At 50.3% G+C, this 17415-nt stretch carries 16 protein-coding genes; 8 read left to right on the top strand and 8 right to left on the bottom strand.

Annotation, left to right across the window (positions count from 1 at the left end):
- Window positions 1–90 precede the first annotated feature (90 nt).
- The 5 genes from Q4E93_RS21245 (at window position 91) to Q4E93_RS21225 (ending at window position 5473) form a co-directional block, all read left to right on the top strand.
- On the top strand, window positions 91–1629 hold the full coding sequence (locus Q4E93_RS21245; protein WP_303588671.1) for a hypothetical protein: 1539 nt from the start codon (window positions 91–93) through the stop codon (window positions 1627–1629).
- Window positions 1630–2355, top strand: coding sequence for a porin family protein (locus Q4E93_RS21240; RefSeq protein ID WP_303588669.1), 726 nt, complete (start codon window positions 1630–1632; stop codon window positions 2353–2355).
- Window positions 2352–3497, top strand: a complete 1146-nt coding sequence (locus Q4E93_RS21235; RefSeq protein ID WP_303588668.1) for a S41 family peptidase — start codon at window positions 2352–2354, stop codon at window positions 3495–3497. The genes Q4E93_RS21240 and Q4E93_RS21235 overlap by 4 nt, the downstream gene beginning before the upstream one ends.
- Window positions 3498–3624: 127 nt before the next feature.
- A complete protein-coding gene (locus Q4E93_RS21230) occupies window positions 3625–4647 on the top strand; it encodes a type IV toxin-antitoxin system AbiEi family antitoxin (RefSeq protein WP_303588667.1) in 1023 nt (340 codons plus the stop codon).
- The gene (locus tag Q4E93_RS21225) at window positions 4625–5473 is read left to right on the top strand and encodes a nucleotidyl transferase AbiEii/AbiGii toxin family protein (protein WP_303588666.1); all 849 of its coding nucleotides are present in this window, start codon (window positions 4625–4627) and stop codon (window positions 5471–5473) included. Before Q4E93_RS21230 ends, Q4E93_RS21225 begins: the two co-directional genes overlap by 23 nt.
- 389 nt (window positions 5474–5862) lie before the next feature.
- On the opposite strand, the gene rimM is transcribed toward Q4E93_RS21225, so the two are convergent.
- The 4 genes from rimM to Q4E93_RS21205 form a co-directional block, all read right to left on the bottom strand.
- On the bottom strand, window positions 5863–6381 hold the full coding sequence (gene rimM / locus Q4E93_RS21220) for a ribosome maturation factor RimM (protein WP_303588664.1): 519 nt from the start codon (window positions 6379–6381) through the stop codon (window positions 5863–5865).
- A 90-nt stretch (window positions 6382–6471) separates the two neighbouring features.
- A complete protein-coding gene (gene rpsP, locus Q4E93_RS21215) occupies window positions 6472–6924 on the bottom strand; it encodes a 30S ribosomal protein S16 (protein WP_303588662.1) in 453 nt (150 codons plus the stop codon).
- Between the two features lie 219 nt (window positions 6925–7143).
- A complete protein-coding gene (gene ffh / locus Q4E93_RS21210) occupies window positions 7144–8472 on the bottom strand; it encodes a signal recognition particle protein (protein WP_303588661.1) in 1329 nt (442 codons plus the stop codon).
- A gap of 317 nt (window positions 8473–8789) precedes the next feature.
- Window positions 8790–9665 carry a sigma-70 family RNA polymerase sigma factor gene (locus Q4E93_RS21205; RefSeq protein ID WP_368501893.1) on the bottom strand — a complete coding sequence of 292 codons (876 nt, stop codon included), beginning with the start codon at window positions 9663–9665 and terminating at the stop codon, window positions 8790–8792.
- 326 nt (window positions 9666–9991) lie between these two features.
- Here Q4E93_RS21205 and Q4E93_RS21200 point away from each other — a divergent pair, with 326 nt between their 5' ends.
- A complete protein-coding gene (locus Q4E93_RS21200) occupies window positions 9992–10372 on the top strand; it encodes an START-like domain-containing protein (RefSeq protein WP_303588660.1) in 381 nt (126 codons plus the stop codon).
- Between the two features lie 2 nt (window positions 10373–10374).
- Here Q4E93_RS21200 and Q4E93_RS21195 read toward each other — a convergent pair whose 3' ends face one another.
- The gene (locus Q4E93_RS21195; RefSeq protein ID WP_303588659.1) at window positions 10375–11040 is read right to left on the bottom strand and encodes a hypothetical protein; all 666 of its coding nucleotides are present in this window, start codon (window positions 11038–11040) and stop codon (window positions 10375–10377) included.
- A 41-nt stretch (window positions 11041–11081) separates the two neighbouring features.
- Between Q4E93_RS21195 and Q4E93_RS21190 the strand changes: the two genes are divergently transcribed.
- Window positions 11082–12863 carry an LptF/LptG family permease gene (locus Q4E93_RS21190; protein ID WP_303588657.1) on the top strand — a complete coding sequence of 594 codons (1782 nt, stop codon included), beginning with the start codon at window positions 11082–11084 and terminating at the stop codon, window positions 12861–12863.
- Window positions 12864–12884: 21 nt separating this feature from the next.
- A complete protein-coding gene (locus tag Q4E93_RS21185) occupies window positions 12885–13910 on the top strand; it encodes a cation diffusion facilitator family transporter (protein ID WP_303588655.1) in 1026 nt (341 codons plus the stop codon).
- Window positions 13911–14030: 120 nt separating this feature from the next.
- Here Q4E93_RS21185 and Q4E93_RS21180 read toward each other — a convergent pair whose 3' ends face one another.
- The 3 genes from Q4E93_RS21180 to Q4E93_RS21170 all read right to left on the bottom strand — a co-directional run bounded on the left by Q4E93_RS21180 (window position 14031) and on the right by Q4E93_RS21170 (window position 17385).
- Window positions 14031–14507 (bottom strand): hypothetical protein, encoded by a 477-nt coding sequence (locus Q4E93_RS21180; protein ID WP_303588653.1) that lies wholly within the window; start codon window positions 14505–14507, stop codon window positions 14031–14033.
- Window positions 14508–15065: 558 nt separating this feature from the next.
- Window positions 15066–15335: an HU family DNA-binding protein gene (locus Q4E93_RS21175; RefSeq protein WP_303588652.1), complete on the bottom strand. Its 270-nt coding sequence runs from the start codon at window positions 15333–15335 to the stop codon at window positions 15066–15068.
- An 88-nt stretch (window positions 15336–15423) separates the two neighbouring features.
- Window positions 15424–17385 (bottom strand): T9SS type B sorting domain-containing protein, encoded by a 1962-nt coding sequence (locus Q4E93_RS21170; protein WP_303588650.1) that lies wholly within the window; start codon window positions 17383–17385, stop codon window positions 15424–15426.
- Between the last annotated feature and the right edge of the window lie 30 nt (window positions 17386–17415).

The following is a 17415-nucleotide window of genomic DNA, read 5'->3' as shown; positions in this document are numbered from 1 at the left end:
AAATAAATTACAAAAACAAATATATCGTGGCGGACATTGCTTTCTTTCTGCAATTGTGATAAATTAGGAGTATACACAAACCTTATCACTATGCCACATTTAAATCTATCCGGGCGTAGCCTATCATGGGCTATGATCCTCCTCCTGTTCTTCTCCAGCTGCAAAAAAGACATTCACCCAATTCCTTCCGGCGTCAAGGTGGACAGCAAGCCCAACAAAGCCTCCATCCTTCCTTTCCCTTTGGACTGGGAAGGCGCCAACAACCAGTACATGCCGTCACCCACCACGCTGCTGGCGCCCTGGGCTTTCGGCAGCAACCAGGAATTCATTTCGGACATCGCTTTCGATTATAAAGTTTCAGATGGCTGGGAACTGGTGTTCAACACTTTCAGTACCACAGGTACCACCTCTCCCGCCTTCTTTGCGCTGTATAACAAATGGCGGGGATTGTTGCGCCTGTATCTTTATCTTCCACCCAGCACGCCCACTCCTTCCACTTATCTCAATGATGGATTGAGCCTGTCGGGCGTCGGCGTATCTCCGATGTTGAACTACATCGGCGTGGCGCAGGCCATCGACTACAATAATAATGTGCGCAACACCACGCAGGTGGAACCATTCAGGATCCAGGCTTCCGGTGGCTGGCAAGTGGGCCAGTATGAGGTCGCCTTCGATCCCAATATCCAGACTGTCGGCTATGATCAGCTGAAAATGATCTGGAACATGCAGGCGGTAGACGTCTCGCAATTCAATGTGTCAGGGGCCATCAACGGTACCATTGCCGGCACGATCTCGCAACAGGCGGCCTCGCCTGATCTGTCGGGTACGGTGACCTCGGCCATCAACGCAGCCTACACGGGCATGGGTCAATCGCTGGTGAACCTCACCCCCGCCGCCGCGGGCCTTTCCACAGCCATGTTCAATGCCGGCAAGTCCGCCATACAGAGCGGCCTGAACAACATCGTTAAAAATATCTTCAGCGGCATCTTCGGAGGTTCCAGTTCACCCACCGTACAGCAGGTGCAATTATCCCTCAGTGCCAGCGTTACATTGACAGGCACGCTCACCAGCACTTCCGGGCTTGGCAATCCCTCGCTGGTGATTCCCGGCTGCCTCAACAGCCAGACCGCGCCGGGCTATGTGCCGGGATACCTCGGCAGAATGGGCGTGTTCTACCTGTCGGCCAAGCCTAAAGTAAATATTACAGAGGCGATAGGGGGAGTGATCAACAGCTACCAGGGATACCATCAAAATGTCGTCAGACATAATTACAGCATCGACAACAACTCTTTTTCTGTTGTCTACAATCCTGACGTGATCAACAGCAGCTCCTCCGGCGCCCATATAGAGAATTTCAAAAAGGAGCTGATCTATTTCGGACCGATAATAGGGCCCATCGGTACCTGGATCACTGCGGATGGCACCACCGAGACCGTCGGCGCCGTCAGCATTCAAAGTAATTGCACCTATTCCGACAACGATCAATGGTTCGGCCCTGGCATTCCGCTGCACCAGAGCCATGGCGCTACTGCCGTCAGGATATCCTTTAACGTCGTGCCCAATACCAACCCCACGAACATCAGTCCTTTGATCGTAAAAACGTTCTATATGACCGAAGTATATCAATAAATGAACAACACATGGGCCATATATATAGTCCTTACCCTCTTGCAAACACCTGCATCCATCATAACTGCAAAAGGCCAGCTTTCGATGGGCCTGGACCTGGGGTATGATCACAATCGTCTTCATACAGACGTTTCCAACAGATCTTACACCAGCAACCACCCGAAAGCTGGCTTCTTTGCCGGCATCCCTTTACAATACTTTTTCAGCAGCCGCATCGCCCTGCTGGCCGAACCTTCTTTTGCACAAAAGAACAGCCTCATCAAAAGAACGGGGCCTTTCACTGGCATCTACGCATCCACTATCAACAACTATTGGCAGCTGCCCGTCATGATCCGTTTCACCTTCGCCCATGCTGCCGCCTTTGGCTTTTACGTCGACCTTGGCCTGTACACTGCCTACTGGTCCGGCGGCAGGACCAACGGCGCCACCCCCGCCATCCTGAATATCTACGACAGTGTCCGCGCCAACGGTGAGATCGATGAATATTTCAGGCTGGTGCAGTACGACACAAAAAAACAATTCGACACCCGCAGGGACCAGCGCTTCGAATCCGGCTGGGTCAGCGGCGCGGGCATCAGCTATCAAATGTCCCGCCACTACAGTCTCTTTGTTCAAGCCAGGTACACCCAGTCTCTCACCGATCAGCAAAAAAAGTATATGGCCAACCAGGCGCCGCGCTACAACGAAACTTATTATATCACCATGGGTATTTTATTCCGCTTATGAACAGGATCTTTCTTATCCTCGCCCTCCTCTTCATCGGCTGCAAAAAAGTACAGCTACCGCCGGGTGCTTCATCCACCGGCCCGCCGTCAGACTTCAACGGCGTCTTCGAAATGTTCTGGAACAACATGAATACGAATTATGTTTTCTGGGACCTCGACACCACCCGGTGGGATGCCGTATACACCCGCTATCAACCTTTATTCGCCCGGCTGGACCTGCAGCGCTCCGAGGATGTGAAGACCTCCCTGCAATACTTCCGGGATATGACACAGGGCCTGCTGGACGGGCATTATTCGATCACCTTCAGCAATGCCTTCATCGCGGGATCGGCGATCTCCCCCGGCTATGAACGGCTCCGGAAGCGACCCGACTTCCACCCCCTCTTTCCCTATGCCGCCAACGACATCGGTTATCTCGACGCTGGGTATAAGGAGGGATATGACAGCTCCGAGTACCCCTCCCATCTCCTGCATGTTATTTCGGGTACCATCGACCATACCATCCTGTATTTTACGTGCAACGAATTTTCACTGTTCAAATCCAGTGTATCGCCGGTGCACAACGCCGCCCAGGACGTCCTGCAATATTTCTTCTCCCGTCTGAGCGATCCCTCCCTGAAAGGCATGATCATCGATCTGCGGGGCAACACCGGCGGAGACTTAAGCGATCTTAATTTCCTGGCGGGCCACCTCTTCGATCAACCGCTGCATTTCGGCTATACCCGCTCCAAAGGCGGCAACGGACGACTCGACTACACCCCCTGGGTGGATGCCGTCGTGACCCCTGTACCCGGCGCACAAAAGTTCCAGCTGCCCCTGATGGTATTGGCGGATATTTTTTCGGCCTCCCTGGCGGAGCAAATGACGATGGCCCTGCGCTCGCTGCCGGGCACTACAGTGATAGGCGAGACCACCCGGGGCGCCACCGGGGCTATCACGGCAAACGATGTCTATAATGCGGGACCATTCACCGTGCCCGGTTTTTTATCCGTATATACGGCTTCCGCTGAATTCAAATACCTGGATGGGCGGGTTTATGAGGGGAAGGGATTTCCGCCGGATATTCCTATCTCATTTGACCTGGTGGAATTGACGGCCGGGAAGGATCCGGCGTTGGAGAAGGCGGTATCCATGGTCAAATGATATTAAAAAATTTCATAAATAATTAACAATCAACAATATAATAAAAAAGAACAATTTGGTTATTGTACACTTGTTCATTATTTTTGCTTGTTCATTTAAAATGAACATGTTGTTTTACTGAACAAAAATGAGAAAAGAACAAGCAATACTTGAGGAAGCGATTACTAAGTTGCAGGAATACACCGGACTTCCTGTAGAAATTGATGGAATATCAGGCGAAGAAAAGCAACAAACTGATGCCTATCTAAACATAGCAAAAAAAGCTTTTATCGCAGAAGTAAAACCACTCGTTTCTAAAGGGAACAAGGCTTCTATATTTTCCCAGTTGAACCATCTATCTGATGAAAGTCGACTACCCGTTATTCTTGTTACACAATATATCCCTTCTGAGATCGCGAATGAGTACATAAACAATGGCATCAGCTATCTTGATATAGCGGGCAATTGCAGCATAGTATATAAGGATCTGGTTATCCGGATTGAAGGGAAGAAAAGAGAAAAGGTTGCGAAAGTAAATCAATCAAGAGCTTTCCAGGAAGCGGGCATTAAACTATTATTCCAGCTATTACTCAATCCTCAAAATGTTGAATTGACTTACCGGGAATTATCTAAATTAGCCGGCGTATCATTAGGATCTATAGGCAGCATAATGCAAGAACTCGTTGAGCTTAACTTCCTTCTGGTAACAAACAAAAGAAAAGTTCTTAAAAATATTCCATCGCTTCTGGAACGGTGGATAATTGCCTATCATGATATACTTAGACCCAGGTTGTTAATGAAGAAAATGCGTTTCATGAATCCTGAGCAGTATAATGAATGGGATCATCTTCCCATCCAAAATGCTGATGGTGTTGTGTTATGGGGAGGGGAGCCTGCTGCCGCGTTACTGACAAACTACCTCTCTCCTGAGAAATTTACAATTTATACCAATAATTCCTGGCAAGGCCTGATAAGAGATTTAAAAATAGTCCCCGATGACAATGGGACCATAGAAATACTTAGGCTTTTTTGGAATGAAACGGAAATACCCAGGGAGAAATATGTCGTACATCCATTACTGGTCTATGCAGATCTAATGGGGAGTAATATTGGTAGAAATATCGAGACCGCAAAAATGATCCTTGAAAATGAGCTATCATATCTCCAGTGACCGTTTTGACAATCCATCCTTAGCCGATTTTTTGGCTGTCTTAGCCAAATACTTTCAAGCTATAGATACAGATTTTTATGTCATTGGCGCAGCAGCAAGGGATATTGTCTTAGGTGGAATTCATGGCCGAAGGATAGGAAGAGTAACCAGAGATTTGGATATCGCAATTATGATACCCAATTGGCATAAGTTTGAAGAAATAGCAACAGACCTATGCCGTATGCCGGAATTTACAAGGTCACAAAAACAAAAGCAGCGCTTTATCTATAAAGAAGATCTGATATTAGATATTGTCCCCTTTGGGGAAATCGCTGCATCTGATAAAAACATCTATTGGCCTCCTGACGGCACTTCAGCAATGTCTGTCTCCGGGTTTATAGAAATGGCAAAACAAGCCCTTTCAGTAACAATAGATGGAAAGATTAAAATACTTGTCGCATCCATACCCGCAATTCTGATCCTGAAATTGTACGCCTGGCGTGATCGAAGCAGACAGACGGACAAAGATGCTGTAGACATTGCCTTGCTTATTGAAGAATACCTGGAAATAAATTTGGAAAGGGCTGTAAATGAACACTATGACATCTATGACCAGGACGGCTTCACCACTTTTGTTGCCGGAGCAATATTAATGGGCAGGGATATTAATGTGATCCTATCAGACAGCGTAGAAATATTGGCCGAATGTCTGCAAATTATAGAGGAGGAACTTACCAAAAATGAGAATAGCCTGTTGATCAATCAAATCCTGGAAGCTCATCGATCAAAGAAATATGAGGAAGTATATACGGCCTTTGCTAAAATGGCAGAAGAATTGAAAAAATAAGTAAGAAATAGTAAAAAAGACTGCTAAAGGGGTTTTCATCAGAAATCAGCCCCGATGGGCAAAGTATCCATTTCGATTTCGATCAATCCTACGCTATAAACGATACTTTTACATTTTAGCTGCGGCATCGACCTTCTGAACCTGTATCACCCGAATACAAAGTTTCTATTCCTTTTAATGTGCGTAGTTATAAAATACGAGAATAAAGAAAGTATAGGGTTGTCTTTAATGGAAAAACTGACTGAGATTACCTCAGATTGCTTTATTCCATATTCCGTTGTTGTAAACAAAAGGGGGAGAGCATCTGAGAACACAAAGCTCTTTACCCGCAGACAACTTGACCTATCCAACTATTCCAAACCTTTCCAACCCAATAACCCATAAGCATCTCACCGATACACATCCAACAACCCATCCGGCAGCTCCACATACACCTTCCTGTTCTTCTTATCCACCTTCTGCAGTGTCTCCTCATGAATAGGGATCAACGCCTCCTTGCCCTCCAGATCGATCCTGCACAACACCTGGTGCGGCTGCTCGATCACTTCCAGTATCTCCCCCAGGTCCTCATCCCCTTGAACAAGATGAAACCCCACCAGAGAAATAGGCGCCGACTTACCCGCAAACTGCAGGACCTCCGCTTCCGGCAGCCAAACCTCTTTCTGCACCAGCCGCCGGGCTGCCTCCTTTGTATCGATGCCTTCCAGCTTCACATACAGATCTTCGGGCCCCTTCGGCCGCACCCCCTGAATGAACCAGGGCAGCATCTCCCCTTTCTTCTCTTCCAGGAAGAATGCTTTCAGCCCCTTCAGGCCCGTTTTCTTGCCGAGGCGGTGCTGTAGCACCAATTCGCCCTGCAAGCCAAAGACAGCCACCAGCTTGCCAATATTTCTATAATTATCGCTCATAGATAAACGAAAAAAACAGGAGGCCTCATGGGAGGCCTCCTGAAAAAATTACATGTTTGAATCGAAGCTGAAAGCCTTCTTACACTTAGCCTAAGCTTGTGCAGGACCTTCAGGCCTTCTCTCCGGCCTTCTCATACCAGGACCGCCGGGACCCCTTCTGGGACCACCCTTGGCGCGCCTGTTCTCTTCCTGGCGCTTCTTCATCTGTACTTCGTGTTCGGAATGCCATTTCTGGAATTTCTCCATGGCAGCCGCGTCATCGAATAAACCTAATTTGACACCACGCAGTAAGTGTTTCAAATAGAGAACACCTTTGTAAGAGAGGATCCTTCTCACTGTGTCAGTGGGTTGAGCACCTTTGTGCAGCCAATCAAGCGCTTTTTGGCGATCTAATTGAACGGAAGCAGGAACAGTGAGGGGATTGTACGTACCGATCTTCTGGATGAATTTACCATCCCTTGGCGCACGGGCATCGGCTACTACGATGAAATAAAATGGTCTTTTCTTAGACCCGTGGCGTTGCAGTCTGATTTTAACTGGCATCTTAAATAGAAATTTAAATGCGTGAACAAATAAGGTTGCTTTCTTCTTTTTTGGACCGCAAATGTAGCGATCTGCAAGTAATAATTCAAAAATAATACATCGAAACCTTTTCTGCGAATCCTAAACCCGGAATTTTATAAATGGTGGAAAAAATTAACCTTTCGGATCGTGGCATTTTCACCGCCAAAATGGCTGTTTTTCCGCCAGTTATTCACTCGGCTACCGTTTCCCCATTCCCATTCTGCCCCCCATACCCATCGGCATCTTATTCATCATTTTCATCATCTGCTTCATCTGGTCGAATTGCTTCAGAAAAGCGTTGATCTCGTTGAGATCCTTGCCGCTGCCCCCGGCGAGCCTTTTCCGTCGGCTCTGGTCAATTACGTCCGGGTTTGCCCTTTCAAACGGCGTCATGGAGTTGATTATGGCCTCGATGCCCTTGAAAGCGTCGTCGCTGATGTCGATGTCCTTGACGGCCTTACCGACCCCGGGGATCATCCCCAGCAGGTCCTTGATATTGCCCATCCGCTTGATCTGCTCCAGCTGCTGCTTGAAATCCTCGAAATCGAACTGGTTCTTGCGGATCTTTTTCTCCAGCTTTTTGGCCTCCGCCTCGTCGAATTGGGCCTGGGCCTTCTCCACCAGGGTGGTGATATCGCCCATCCCCAGGATACGCTGGGCCATCCGCTCGGGGTAGAAAACGTCCAAAGTATCGAGCTTTTCCCCGCTGCTGATGAATTTGATGGGCTTATTGACGGTGTATTTGATGGAAATGGCGGCCCCACCGCGGGTATCGCCGTCCAGCTTGGTCAGCACCACGCCGGAGAAATCAAGCCGGTCGTTGAAGGCTTTGGCCGTGTTGACGGCGTCCTGACCGGTCATGGAGTCCACGACAAAGAGGATCTCGCCGGGATTGACGGCCCCTTTGATGGCGGCGACTTCTTTCATCATGGCCTCGTCCACTGCGAGACGACCGGCCGTATCGATGATGACTACATTCTTGTTCTTGCTCCGGGCCTCCTTGATGGCGTCCTGGGCGATCTTGACGGCGTCCTTGTTCTCGGGGTCGCTGTAGACGTCCACGCCGATCTGGCCTCCCAATACTTTCAGCTGCTCGATAGCCGCCGGGCGGTAGATATCGGCTGCCACCAGCAAGGGGGACAGGCCTTTACGGGTCTTCAGGTAATTGGCCAGCTTGCCGCTGAAAGTGGTCTTACCGCTACCCTGGAGGCCGGCGATGAGAATGACGGCGGGACTGCCCTTAGCGTTCAGCTCGCTCTCCTGTCCGCCCATCAGCTCTGCCAGCTCGTCCTTGACGATCTTCACCATCAGCTGACCGGGACTTACGGCCGTCAGCACTTTCTGGCCCATGGCCTTCTCCCGCACGACGTCGGTGAAATCCTTGGCGATCTTATAGTTCACGTCCGCGTCGATCAGCGCCCTGCGGATGTCCTTTACCGTTGCCGCAATATTCAGCTCGGTGATCCGGCCCTCGCCCTTGATCTGCTTAAATGCCGACTCCAGCCGTTCGCTGAGATTTTCAAACATATTTTTGCATCTTTGACTGTAAAAATGAAAAAAGTGAATACAACCACGTATTCACTTAAAATAGGATGCCAAAATTACAAAAAAATGTCCGGAAAACGAGTTCTAAAAAAATGTAACTCATTTTCCGGAAAAATCTAATATCTGAGACCTTCGTCAGAGCTGCTTCGTCACGCTCCTCCTCGGTCGTACCCTTCGCTTCGCTCGTGTATGGACAACGAACCTCCGGTTCGTTCTGTAGAGTAAATCTTTATCTCAATATTTATATCTTTTACTTAAACAATCCAACTTGTAGCTTGAAGCTTGTCGCTTGCAGCCAATTACACTCCCAAATAGCTCCTGAGCATCTTGCTCCTGGTGTTGCTCCTCAGCTTGGTGATCGCCTTGTCCTTGATCTGGCGGACGCGCTCCCGGGTGAGGTTGAACTTCTCCCCAATGTCCTCCAGGCTCATGGGATGGTCCACCCCGATGCCGAAGAAGAAGCAGATGACCTCTTTCTGCCTTTCCGTCAACGTTTTAAGGCTGCGGTCGATCTCCTGTTTGAGGGATTCCTTGTGCTCGATGTTGGTCTCGGCCCTTTCTGCATTGGGATTCTCCAGGACGTCGATCAGGGTGTTTTCTTCCCCTTCGGACAAGGGCGTATCCATGCTCACGTGCCGGGCGGCGATGCCCAGGGTGGACGAAACTTCCTCGATGTCCAGCTCCAGCAGCTCGGCCAGCTCTTCGGCAGACGGCTCCCGCTCGAATTCCTGCTCCAGGGTGGAATAGGCTTTCTGAATACGGTTGGTCAGGCCAACTTTATTCAGCGGAAGACGGACAATACGGGATTGCTCGGCCAGCGCCTGCAGGATACTTTGACGTATCCACCATACTGCGTAAGAAATGAATTTGAAACCCCGGGTCTCGTCAAAGCGTTGTGCCGCCTTGATCAAACCCAGATTCCCCTCATTGATGAGGTCCGGTAGGGAAAGCCCCTGGTTCTGGTACTGTTTAGCCACAGATACCACAAATCTCAGATTGGCCTTAGTTAGCTTGTCGAGGGCCGGTTGATCGCCCTGCTTGATACGGACAGCGAGCTTTACTTCCTCTTCGGGAGTGATCAGCTCTACCTTTCCAATCTCCTGCAGGTACTTCTCAAGGCTCTGGGACTCACGATTTGTTATACTCTTCGTGATCTTGAGTTGACGCATACTCATAGGCAGAGGTCTTTTTTAAAGGGTTTTTTTTAAGGTTTAAGGTTTTAAGTGTCGAACTAATTAGAAACGAATAAATAGTGCTTTTCTTATACCAATGCCGTCAACTTTATTTTCAGGTAGATGCAAACACCAATATATCATTTTTCGGTCACGAAACCAAATTTTTTTTGGTAAGAAGCTGGATATCAGGTGGTTTATGGCAAAATAGTACTGGTTTCAACCGATTTAAGGCCTTAAAAGGGGGTTAAAAAAAATTTTGACGGTACGATTATTTGTCTATAATTGCACATGCCGCGTTTGGTATACAGATTCAATATGATCAATAGATGAGTAAGAAACAACTTTTTACGTTAGAATACCCTGTAAGATGTTCACCTTCGATATTATACGAATTCCTTAGCACTCCCGCCGGGCTGCAGGAGTGGTTTGCAGATAAAGTAGATGAACGGGATAATGTTTTCAGCTTTTCCTGGAATGGTTCAACAGACAGGGCGGATGTGATGGAAAGCGAAGTAGAGAAATACATCCGCTTCCACTGGCAGCATGCGCCCCAGGAAGAGTTCTTCGAGTTCCGCATAGAAAAATCAGAGGTCACTAATCAGACCATCCTCGTTATAAAAGATTTTGCCAACAAGACGGAGATCAAAGACCAGAGTCAGTTGTGGAGCTACCAGGTAAAAGACCTGTTCCATCGCCTGGGGAATTAATGTCATTCCGACAAAGCGTTGATCAATACTTTATAAAGCCCCATCAGGATCTCCGGGGCTTTATTCCATTTATCGAGGCCGCAGGTTGCGGACAGCTTCAGGAAGGGACGACCTTCGCTTGCAGCTAGAAGCTTGAAGCTTGTAGCTTCCTCTAAGGGGCGATAGTTATCACCCTCCACCTCATGCCGCCATTCATCCTCCGAGATGGCAATATGAAAGCCCGCATCCGCCAGTTCCTGCGTATGTCGCTGTATAACGGGCAGGAACATCTCCTGCATCCGTCCTTTCAGGTGTAAGGTCACGCTGAAATAATGGCCCCACCAGAACATGGTGCGGATGGCCAGCACATGCTCCCGGGTGAACAGGCGGGGATAGTCCAGCATCACGTAAGGCAACCCCAGATAATTCTCCCCTTTTGATATCTTAGGCGTATCCCAATTCGCCGGCCACTTATCCAATCCCTGGCTCGCAGCTCGCAGCTCACTGCTGATAGCTTCCCAGACGCTTGCAGCTTGCAGCTTGAAGCTTGCAGCTCTCTGCATCTCGCCGCTCAGCTCGGCAAAAAGCGCCACCGCCCGCCCCATGATTGAATTCTTCGTTAAAATCCAGCCGGGATCACTCACCAGCGCCAATTCCTCTTTTGAAAGTTGTACTTTTGCGGCGTCCATACGTTACACAAGATACCATCAATTCACCAAGCGTAGTTCCTGTGCCGAAAAGTCCGCTCAAAAAACTGGATCTGCTGATCATAAAGGCCTTCGTCGGGCCTTTCATCGCCACGTTCTTCATCACCCTCTTCGTGCTGGTGCTGCAGTTCTTCTGGCTGTACATCGACGACATCGTAGGCAAGGGCGTGGACATGATCACGGTAGCCCGCCTGATCCTGTATGTCAGCGCCACCTTAGTGCCCCTGGCCCTCCCCCTGGCCGTGCTGCTGTCCTCTATCATGACCCTGGGCAACCTGGGCGAGACCTTCGAGCTCATCGCCATCAAGTCGGCAGGGATCTCCCTCCTGCGTTTCATGCGGCCCCTGTTCTTTATCTCGCTCGTCATCTGCTATGTGGCCTTTCTTTTCAACAACAACATCATCCCCGTGGCTAACCTGAAGATGAATACGCTGAAATACGACATCATCGTCAGCAAGCCCGCCTTCGACATCAAAGAGGGCGTTTTCTACGATAAGATCGAAGGGTATGTCATCAAGATCGGGAAAAAGGAAAAGGATGACTCCACCATCCGCAGCGTGGTGATCTACCAGCAGAACTACTCGGGCCAGCAGGACGATATCATCATCGCGGAAAAAGGCAAGATGGTGGTCACCCCGGATAAACACTCGCTGATGTTCGTTCTCCAGAACGGGTGGATCTACCAGGAAGGCAAGGGGGACAGGATGTCCACTACCAACGACTTCATCCGGATGGGCTTTAAGGAATACACGAAGATCCTGGACCTTAGCTCCTTCAAGCTCAACAAGACCGAAGACAGCGCTTTTAAGAACAACTACCAGATGCTGACCATGACCCAGCTGGGCCGGAACATCGACAGCCTGAAAAAGCAGAACGAGATCTATCGTAAAAGGGCAGCCACCGACCTCAGCAATGGTCTAAAATTCTCCCGGATGCTGGACACCACGGGCTGGGCCGAAGTGGAGAAGCTGCCTAAGATCGAATCCCGCTACCTCCTGGCCAAGGCCAGCCTGCCAACCCCTCCCGTGACGACGCCGGTAGGCACCTCCATCCCTCCCGCCAGGCCCGACACCAGCCACAAAGACAGCACACATAAAGACGTCGCCCATAAAGACAGTACCCACAAGGACCTTGCGCACAGGGATAGCACGCGTAAAGACAGCACCCACAAAGACCTTGCACATAACAATGCCAACCATAAGGACACCTCCAAACACCCCACTGATAGCTCAAAACTCAAAGCTCGCAGCTCGCAGCTCACAGCTCAAAGCTCGAAGCCGCCCCCTCCTCCCCCCGACCCCACCCTCCGCGACTACCTACCGGACAGTACCCGCAGCACCGTGGTAGAGCACGCCATTTCAGCGCTGAGCTCCGTCAAGATCCAGCTGGACCAGCCTGCTTTCCTGTATGGCAACCAGGAGAATGAGCTGGTGGTCCATCGCATTGCCTGGCATGAGAAGCTGACCCTTTCTGTCGCCTGCCTGGTGATGTTCCTCATCGGGGCGCCCCTGGGCTCCATCATCCGCAAAGGGGGGATCGGTATGCCCCTGATCTTTGCGGTGGTCTTTTTCGTCATCTTCTTCCTGCTAAACAATTTCGGTAAGAAATTCGCCAAAGAGGACGTCCTGACGCCGTTTGGCGGCATGTGGATGGCCACTTATGTCCTGACCCCGATAGGGATCTTCCTCGTGTATAAAGCGCTGCATGATTCGCAGTTGTTCAATAAGGAATTCTATTTTCGCATGGCAAAGGCCGTGCGGCTGTTCTTCCAGCGTCTTCGTCGCAAAGAGACAGCGCAATCTTAATTAAACCATTTCTCAGGAACCTTGGAAAAAGGAAAAGAAAATATCCGGATGCAGCAATGGGTCGCTGCCATCTCGGTCGTCCTCTTCTTTGTGAAGCTGGCGGCCTATTACCTTACCCAATCCGTCGCCGTGCTGACCGACGCGCTGGAAAGCACGGTGAATGTCATCGCGGGCTTCATTGGCCTGTATAGCCTCTACATCGCGGCCAAGCCCAGCGACGAAGACCACCCGTATGGTCACGGCAAGGCCGAATTCCTCTCCGCTGCCGTCGAAGGCTCCCTGGTCATCATGGCGGGGCTGATCATCATCTACGAGGCCATCATGGATTTCATCCACCCTCATGTCATCCTGAAACTGGACAAGGGCATCTACCTGGTGGCTTTCACGGCCATTGTCAACTTCATCGTCGGGTCCTTCAGCATCTATAAAGGCAGGAAGAACGGCTCTATGGCCCTGCAGGCCAGCGGCCGGCACCTCCAGACTGACACGTATTCCACGGCGGGCATCATCATCGGGCTCGTCATTATCTGGTACACGAAGCTCGTCATCCTGGATGCCCTCGTCTCCCTCCTCTTCGCGGGCATCATCATCTATACGGGTTATCGCATCCTGCGCCGCTCCATCGCCGGCATCATGGACGAGGCGGACCTGCAGCTGCTCCGCCATATGGTGGCCTATCTCAACAACCACCGCCGGGAGAACTGGGTAGACCTGCACAACCTGCGGGTGATCAAATACGGCGGCCTCCTGCACGTCGATTGCCACCTCACCCTGCCCTGGTACCTCAACCTCGTGGAAGCCCATGCGGAGATCGACGTGCTGACGGCCCTCATCCGCAAAGAGTTCGGGGAGTCCATCGAGTTCTTCGTCCATACGGACGCCTGCATGGATTTTCAATGTTCCATCTGTACAAAAGAGAATTGCTCTGTGCGCAAGCATGCTTTCGAAGAAAAGATCGAATGGACCCTGCAGAATGTGGTGGCGAATAAGAAGCATGAAAGGGTGGCGAAAGGTGTGGCAGAGAACCAGCTAAACCTGGGGTTTTAAAAATGCAGGACCGTTAGAAATTCGCTTCGCCATTTCGAAAATCATTCCATAGCCGCAACCAAAACGCAATTGCGCATTTCTACCCTTAACCAGTCTAGCCATCCTGGACGCCATCTCTCTTTAAGCGACGCCATTGGGAATAAGCTCGCCAGCCCTTCTGCTGTAGAGATTGATTGTCAATTGAAAGAAACAAACCCCACCATCGTCAACTATGAGTACATGATGCTTCCAACCAGCACCAAAGGAAGAACAAAAGAAGTTGATCCATACCTCCTTTTGCCCTTTCTCATTGACAATAGCAACATATTGTCTTTTATATGTGGAAAGCGGTCCCAATAATTGTCTGCGCGGATTTTTTCTATTATATTCCTGATAGGAACTATCGACTATTTGCTCCATGTCATTTATCTCGTCAATCGATAGAGTAGTCGTCCTGGCCTTATAAAACCCCGTAATCATTGCCATATCGACGCTTGAATCATAGTCAAGAATCGCATAAAGGGAGGTATCGACGGCAGAATGTGATACAGTCTGGCTAGTGGCAACCATCGAAAAAAAACAGGTTATGAATAAAAACGACCACTTTGCTGTAAACATATTTTGAATTATTACCCCGAAATATACCAAATAACGGCTTACCAAGGTATCAAAATCGCACTTATGAAAATTGCCAGTCTCGAAAGCATTTCTAAATCCGTGGATCCACCCCTAACCTTTTTTGACAAGCTGCAACGTATAGTCTTCAGAGTTAATATTATCTTCCCGCTTACTCCAGCCTGTCCAGATTCGCTTCAGTGTTAATAGCCGGCCGTCGAAAGAAATAACTCTATATAAATCAATTGAAGGGGGGCAATGCTCGCTATATCGCTGAGTACTCTTTGTCATGAAGGTCTTGTTGTCAAGCCAGCGAATTAGCAGGGTATCTGGATCGTTACAGGCTATCTCATTCGTCCAAAGAACTATTTTCTTGTTAATAAAATTGAAGCCAGCACATTTTGAGTCAACCATAATAAAACGGCCTGAAAGCATCTTTCTTACATCATTCCCAATGCCGGGAGGGCTCTCTTTACCTGGGGGGTATGGTACCCATCCCAGGCATAAAAAAAAGCAGCTGGTCTTACCAGCTGCTTCACATGTCTTAATGGCCTTATGTAACTAGATCTTACCAGCCAGTTCTTTACCAGCCTTGAACTTCGCTACTTTTTTAGCCTTTATCTTTATCGTTGCGCCTGTTTGAGGATTGCGGCCCGTACGTGCAGCACGTTTAGATACGGAGAAAGTACCAAAACCAACCAGGGTCACTTTATCACCCTTCTTTAATGTCTTGGCAATAGCCTCTGTAAAAGAGTCCAATGCGGCATTAGCTTCTTTCTTCGAAATTTCCGCGTCGCCAGCAATCTTGTCGATAAGTTCGGCCTTGTTCATGTGTCCTTATGTTTTAAAATGGTTATAGAATCAGCAAATATAGGGCTTTCAGCGGTTCGCCAAATAATCCTGCGACTGAAAATTCATCTCATCTTATCAACAGGACGGTCCCTTGCCGCTGTACCAGCACCCCTCTGTAGTCCACGCCACCGGACATCCAGACATAGGTTCCCGCCGGCTGATACTGCCCGTTGATGTCCCCTTTCCAGCCGGCGGAAGGGTCTGTCGTATAGAAAATGCGCTGCCCGTACCGGGAAAAGACGGCGAAATAACGGAATTCCTTTATCCCCACGGGCAGGGCCCGCAGCAGGTCGTTATGACCGTCCCTGTTGGGCGTGAACGCATTTGGGACGAAAATATCCGAGGCGCTGAAGATCTTTACGGCAATGCTCGCCGTGGCTTCGCACCCCGCCGCCGTCGAGGCCGTCACCGTATAGGTTACGCTTTGCGTAGGCCGCGCCAGCGGGTCCTGTATGTACGCATTGTCCAGCTCCACCGGGGGGGTCCAGTTCCACTGGCCTAAGCCGATACCATCGACATCCACCGCGTGCAAGGGCAGGGGCTGTCCGGCCAGGATGGAGGTGTCATTGCCCGCAAATAGCCTTGGCGGCGGGATAACGGCGACGGTCACCACAGCCGACTGCAGGGACTGACAGCCATTCCCATCCCTCACCGTCAGACGATAGGTCATGGACTGAGCGGGCTTGCTCACCACGGGGTCCGCAACTGTCGGATCACTGAGGTAGTCCGCAGGGCTCCAACTAAAATACATGCTCCCGCTGCCCTGCAGCTGCGTGGACAGGCCATAGCAGATAGGCGCTACAGCGGCCGCGCTGGCGACGGGCGCGGGGCTTACCACGACATTTACGGACGCGGTCTTTTGGCAAGGCCCGTCATGGGCCGTTAGATAATAGGTGGTGCTTGTCATAGGTGAAGCCTTCGGCTGCATTACGGAGGGATTATCCAGGCCTGCGGCAGGCGACCAGCTAAAAGTGGCGCCATTGGACGATGCTTGGATGATCGCGCCCTTTCCCTCGCAAATGGGTATGTCTGCCCCCCCATCCACCGTCAATGTATTGATCAAAGGTATATTCACCGTCTGCGTAGCAGTACAGCCGTTGGCATCCTTTACGGCTGCCACGTGATCGCCGGAGCGCAGATGGTCAAAGGCGCCCGAGCTCAGAAAGCCACCGCCATCCAGCGAAAAGTGAAAAGGAGGCACCCCTCCTTGCCCTGACACTAACACCGAGCCATCATTATCCGCACACGAAGCCGTCACGGGTGAAGTCGAGATACCTGGCCCCACAGCAGAAGCAACAACAGCACTGGTCGTGCCGGTGTGCCCCTTATCATCCTTCACGGTGATGGAATAAGGTCCCGGCGCCAGGCCCGTAAACAGAGGATCATCCTGGAAATTCACGGCATCCAGCGAATAATGATAAGCGCCCTGGCCACCCGTGGCAAGAACACTAATCGTGCCATTGTTCTTTCCGCAGGTAGCATCGGTAGGCGTCGCGACAGCCTGGATACAGACGACCGCCAGCGTTACAAAGCCGGCGCTCCCCTGTCCCGCGCCATCCAGCACATATACGGTGTAGCTGCCCGCCACCAGGCCCGTAAAGTCCGGAGAGGCCTGCCAGTTCGTTGCATCGATGGAATACGTATAGGGCTCGACGCCATTGGAAGCCACTGCCGTGATCTTACCCCCTGTATTCGTACAGTCGGGGTCCGTACCGTCGGCAATGACCTGGAGACAATGCTTGGAAATAGTCACACTGGTGGAATTGACAACCCCATTGGCGTCCTTAACATAGGCCTGGAAAGCCCCCACCGATACATTGAAAAGATTACTTAGCTGGTAATTGACGCCATCAAGGCTATACGCATAAGGCATCGTGCCGCCGCTGGCATTGATGGTGATCGTGGCGCCATTGCCGCCACAGTCGGCTTGCCGCACCGTCGTTGTCAGGGAAAGCGCAAAGTCGGTGGGCGGGATATTGGATAGTAATGTTAATAAGGCTATTAACAGAATAGGTCCCCTATATAACATAATATTAAAAAAAAAGAGAACGTCCGTTGG

Origin of the sequence: Flavitalea plasmicola (assembly GCF_030546645.1) — a bacterium.
Classification (GTDB): Bacteria; Bacteroidota; Bacteroidia; order Chitinophagales; family Chitinophagaceae; genus Puia.
The sequence above is the reverse complement of the archived record's forward strand: the minus strand, read 5'-3'. Positions and strand labels throughout refer to the sequence as shown.

Excerpts from the sequence above, each read along its gene's own strand:
- Q4E93_RS21245 (WP_303588671.1), top strand. The coding sequence starts at position 91 with ATGCCACATTTAAATCTATCCGGGCGTAGCCTATCATGGGCTATGATC.
- Q4E93_RS21240 (WP_303588669.1), top strand. The coding sequence starts at position 1,630 with ATGAACAACACATGGGCCATATATATAGTCCTTACCCTCTTGCAAACA.
- Q4E93_RS21235 (WP_303588668.1), top strand. The coding sequence starts at position 2,352 with ATGAACAGGATCTTTCTTATCCTCGCCCTCCTCTTCATCGGCTGCAAA.
- Q4E93_RS21230 (WP_303588667.1), top strand. The coding sequence starts at position 3,625 with ATGAGAAAAGAACAAGCAATACTTGAGGAAGCGATTACTAAGTTGCAG.
- Q4E93_RS21225 (WP_303588666.1), top strand. The coding sequence starts at position 4,625 with ATGAGCTATCATATCTCCAGTGACCGTTTTGACAATCCATCCTTAGCC.
- rimM (WP_303588664.1), bottom strand. The coding sequence starts at position 6,381 with ATGAGCGATAATTATAGAAATATTGGCAAGCTGGTGGCTGTCTTTGGC.
- rpsP (WP_303588662.1), bottom strand. The coding sequence starts at position 6,924 with ATGCCAGTTAAAATCAGACTGCAACGCCACGGGTCTAAGAAAAGACCA.
- ffh (WP_303588661.1), bottom strand. The coding sequence starts at position 8,472 with ATGTTTGAAAATCTCAGCGAACGGCTGGAGTCGGCATTTAAGCAGATC.
- Q4E93_RS21205 (WP_368501893.1), bottom strand. The coding sequence starts at position 9,665 with ATGAGTATGCGTCAACTCAAGATCACGAAGAGTATAACAAATCGTGAG.
- Q4E93_RS21200 (WP_303588660.1), top strand. The coding sequence starts at position 9,992 with ATGAGTAAGAAACAACTTTTTACGTTAGAATACCCTGTAAGATGTTCA.
- Q4E93_RS21195 (WP_303588659.1), bottom strand. The coding sequence starts at position 11,040 with ATGGACGCCGCAAAAGTACAACTTTCAAAAGAGGAATTGGCGCTGGTG.
- Q4E93_RS21180 (WP_303588653.1), bottom strand. The coding sequence starts at position 14,507 with ATGTTTACAGCAAAGTGGTCGTTTTTATTCATAACCTGTTTTTTTTCG.
- Q4E93_RS21175 (WP_303588652.1), bottom strand. The coding sequence starts at position 15,335 with ATGAACAAGGCCGAACTTATCGACAAGATTGCTGGCGACGCGGAAATT.
- Q4E93_RS21170 (WP_303588650.1), bottom strand. The coding sequence starts at position 17,385 with ATGTTATATAGGGGACCTATTCTGTTAATAGCCTTATTAACATTACTA.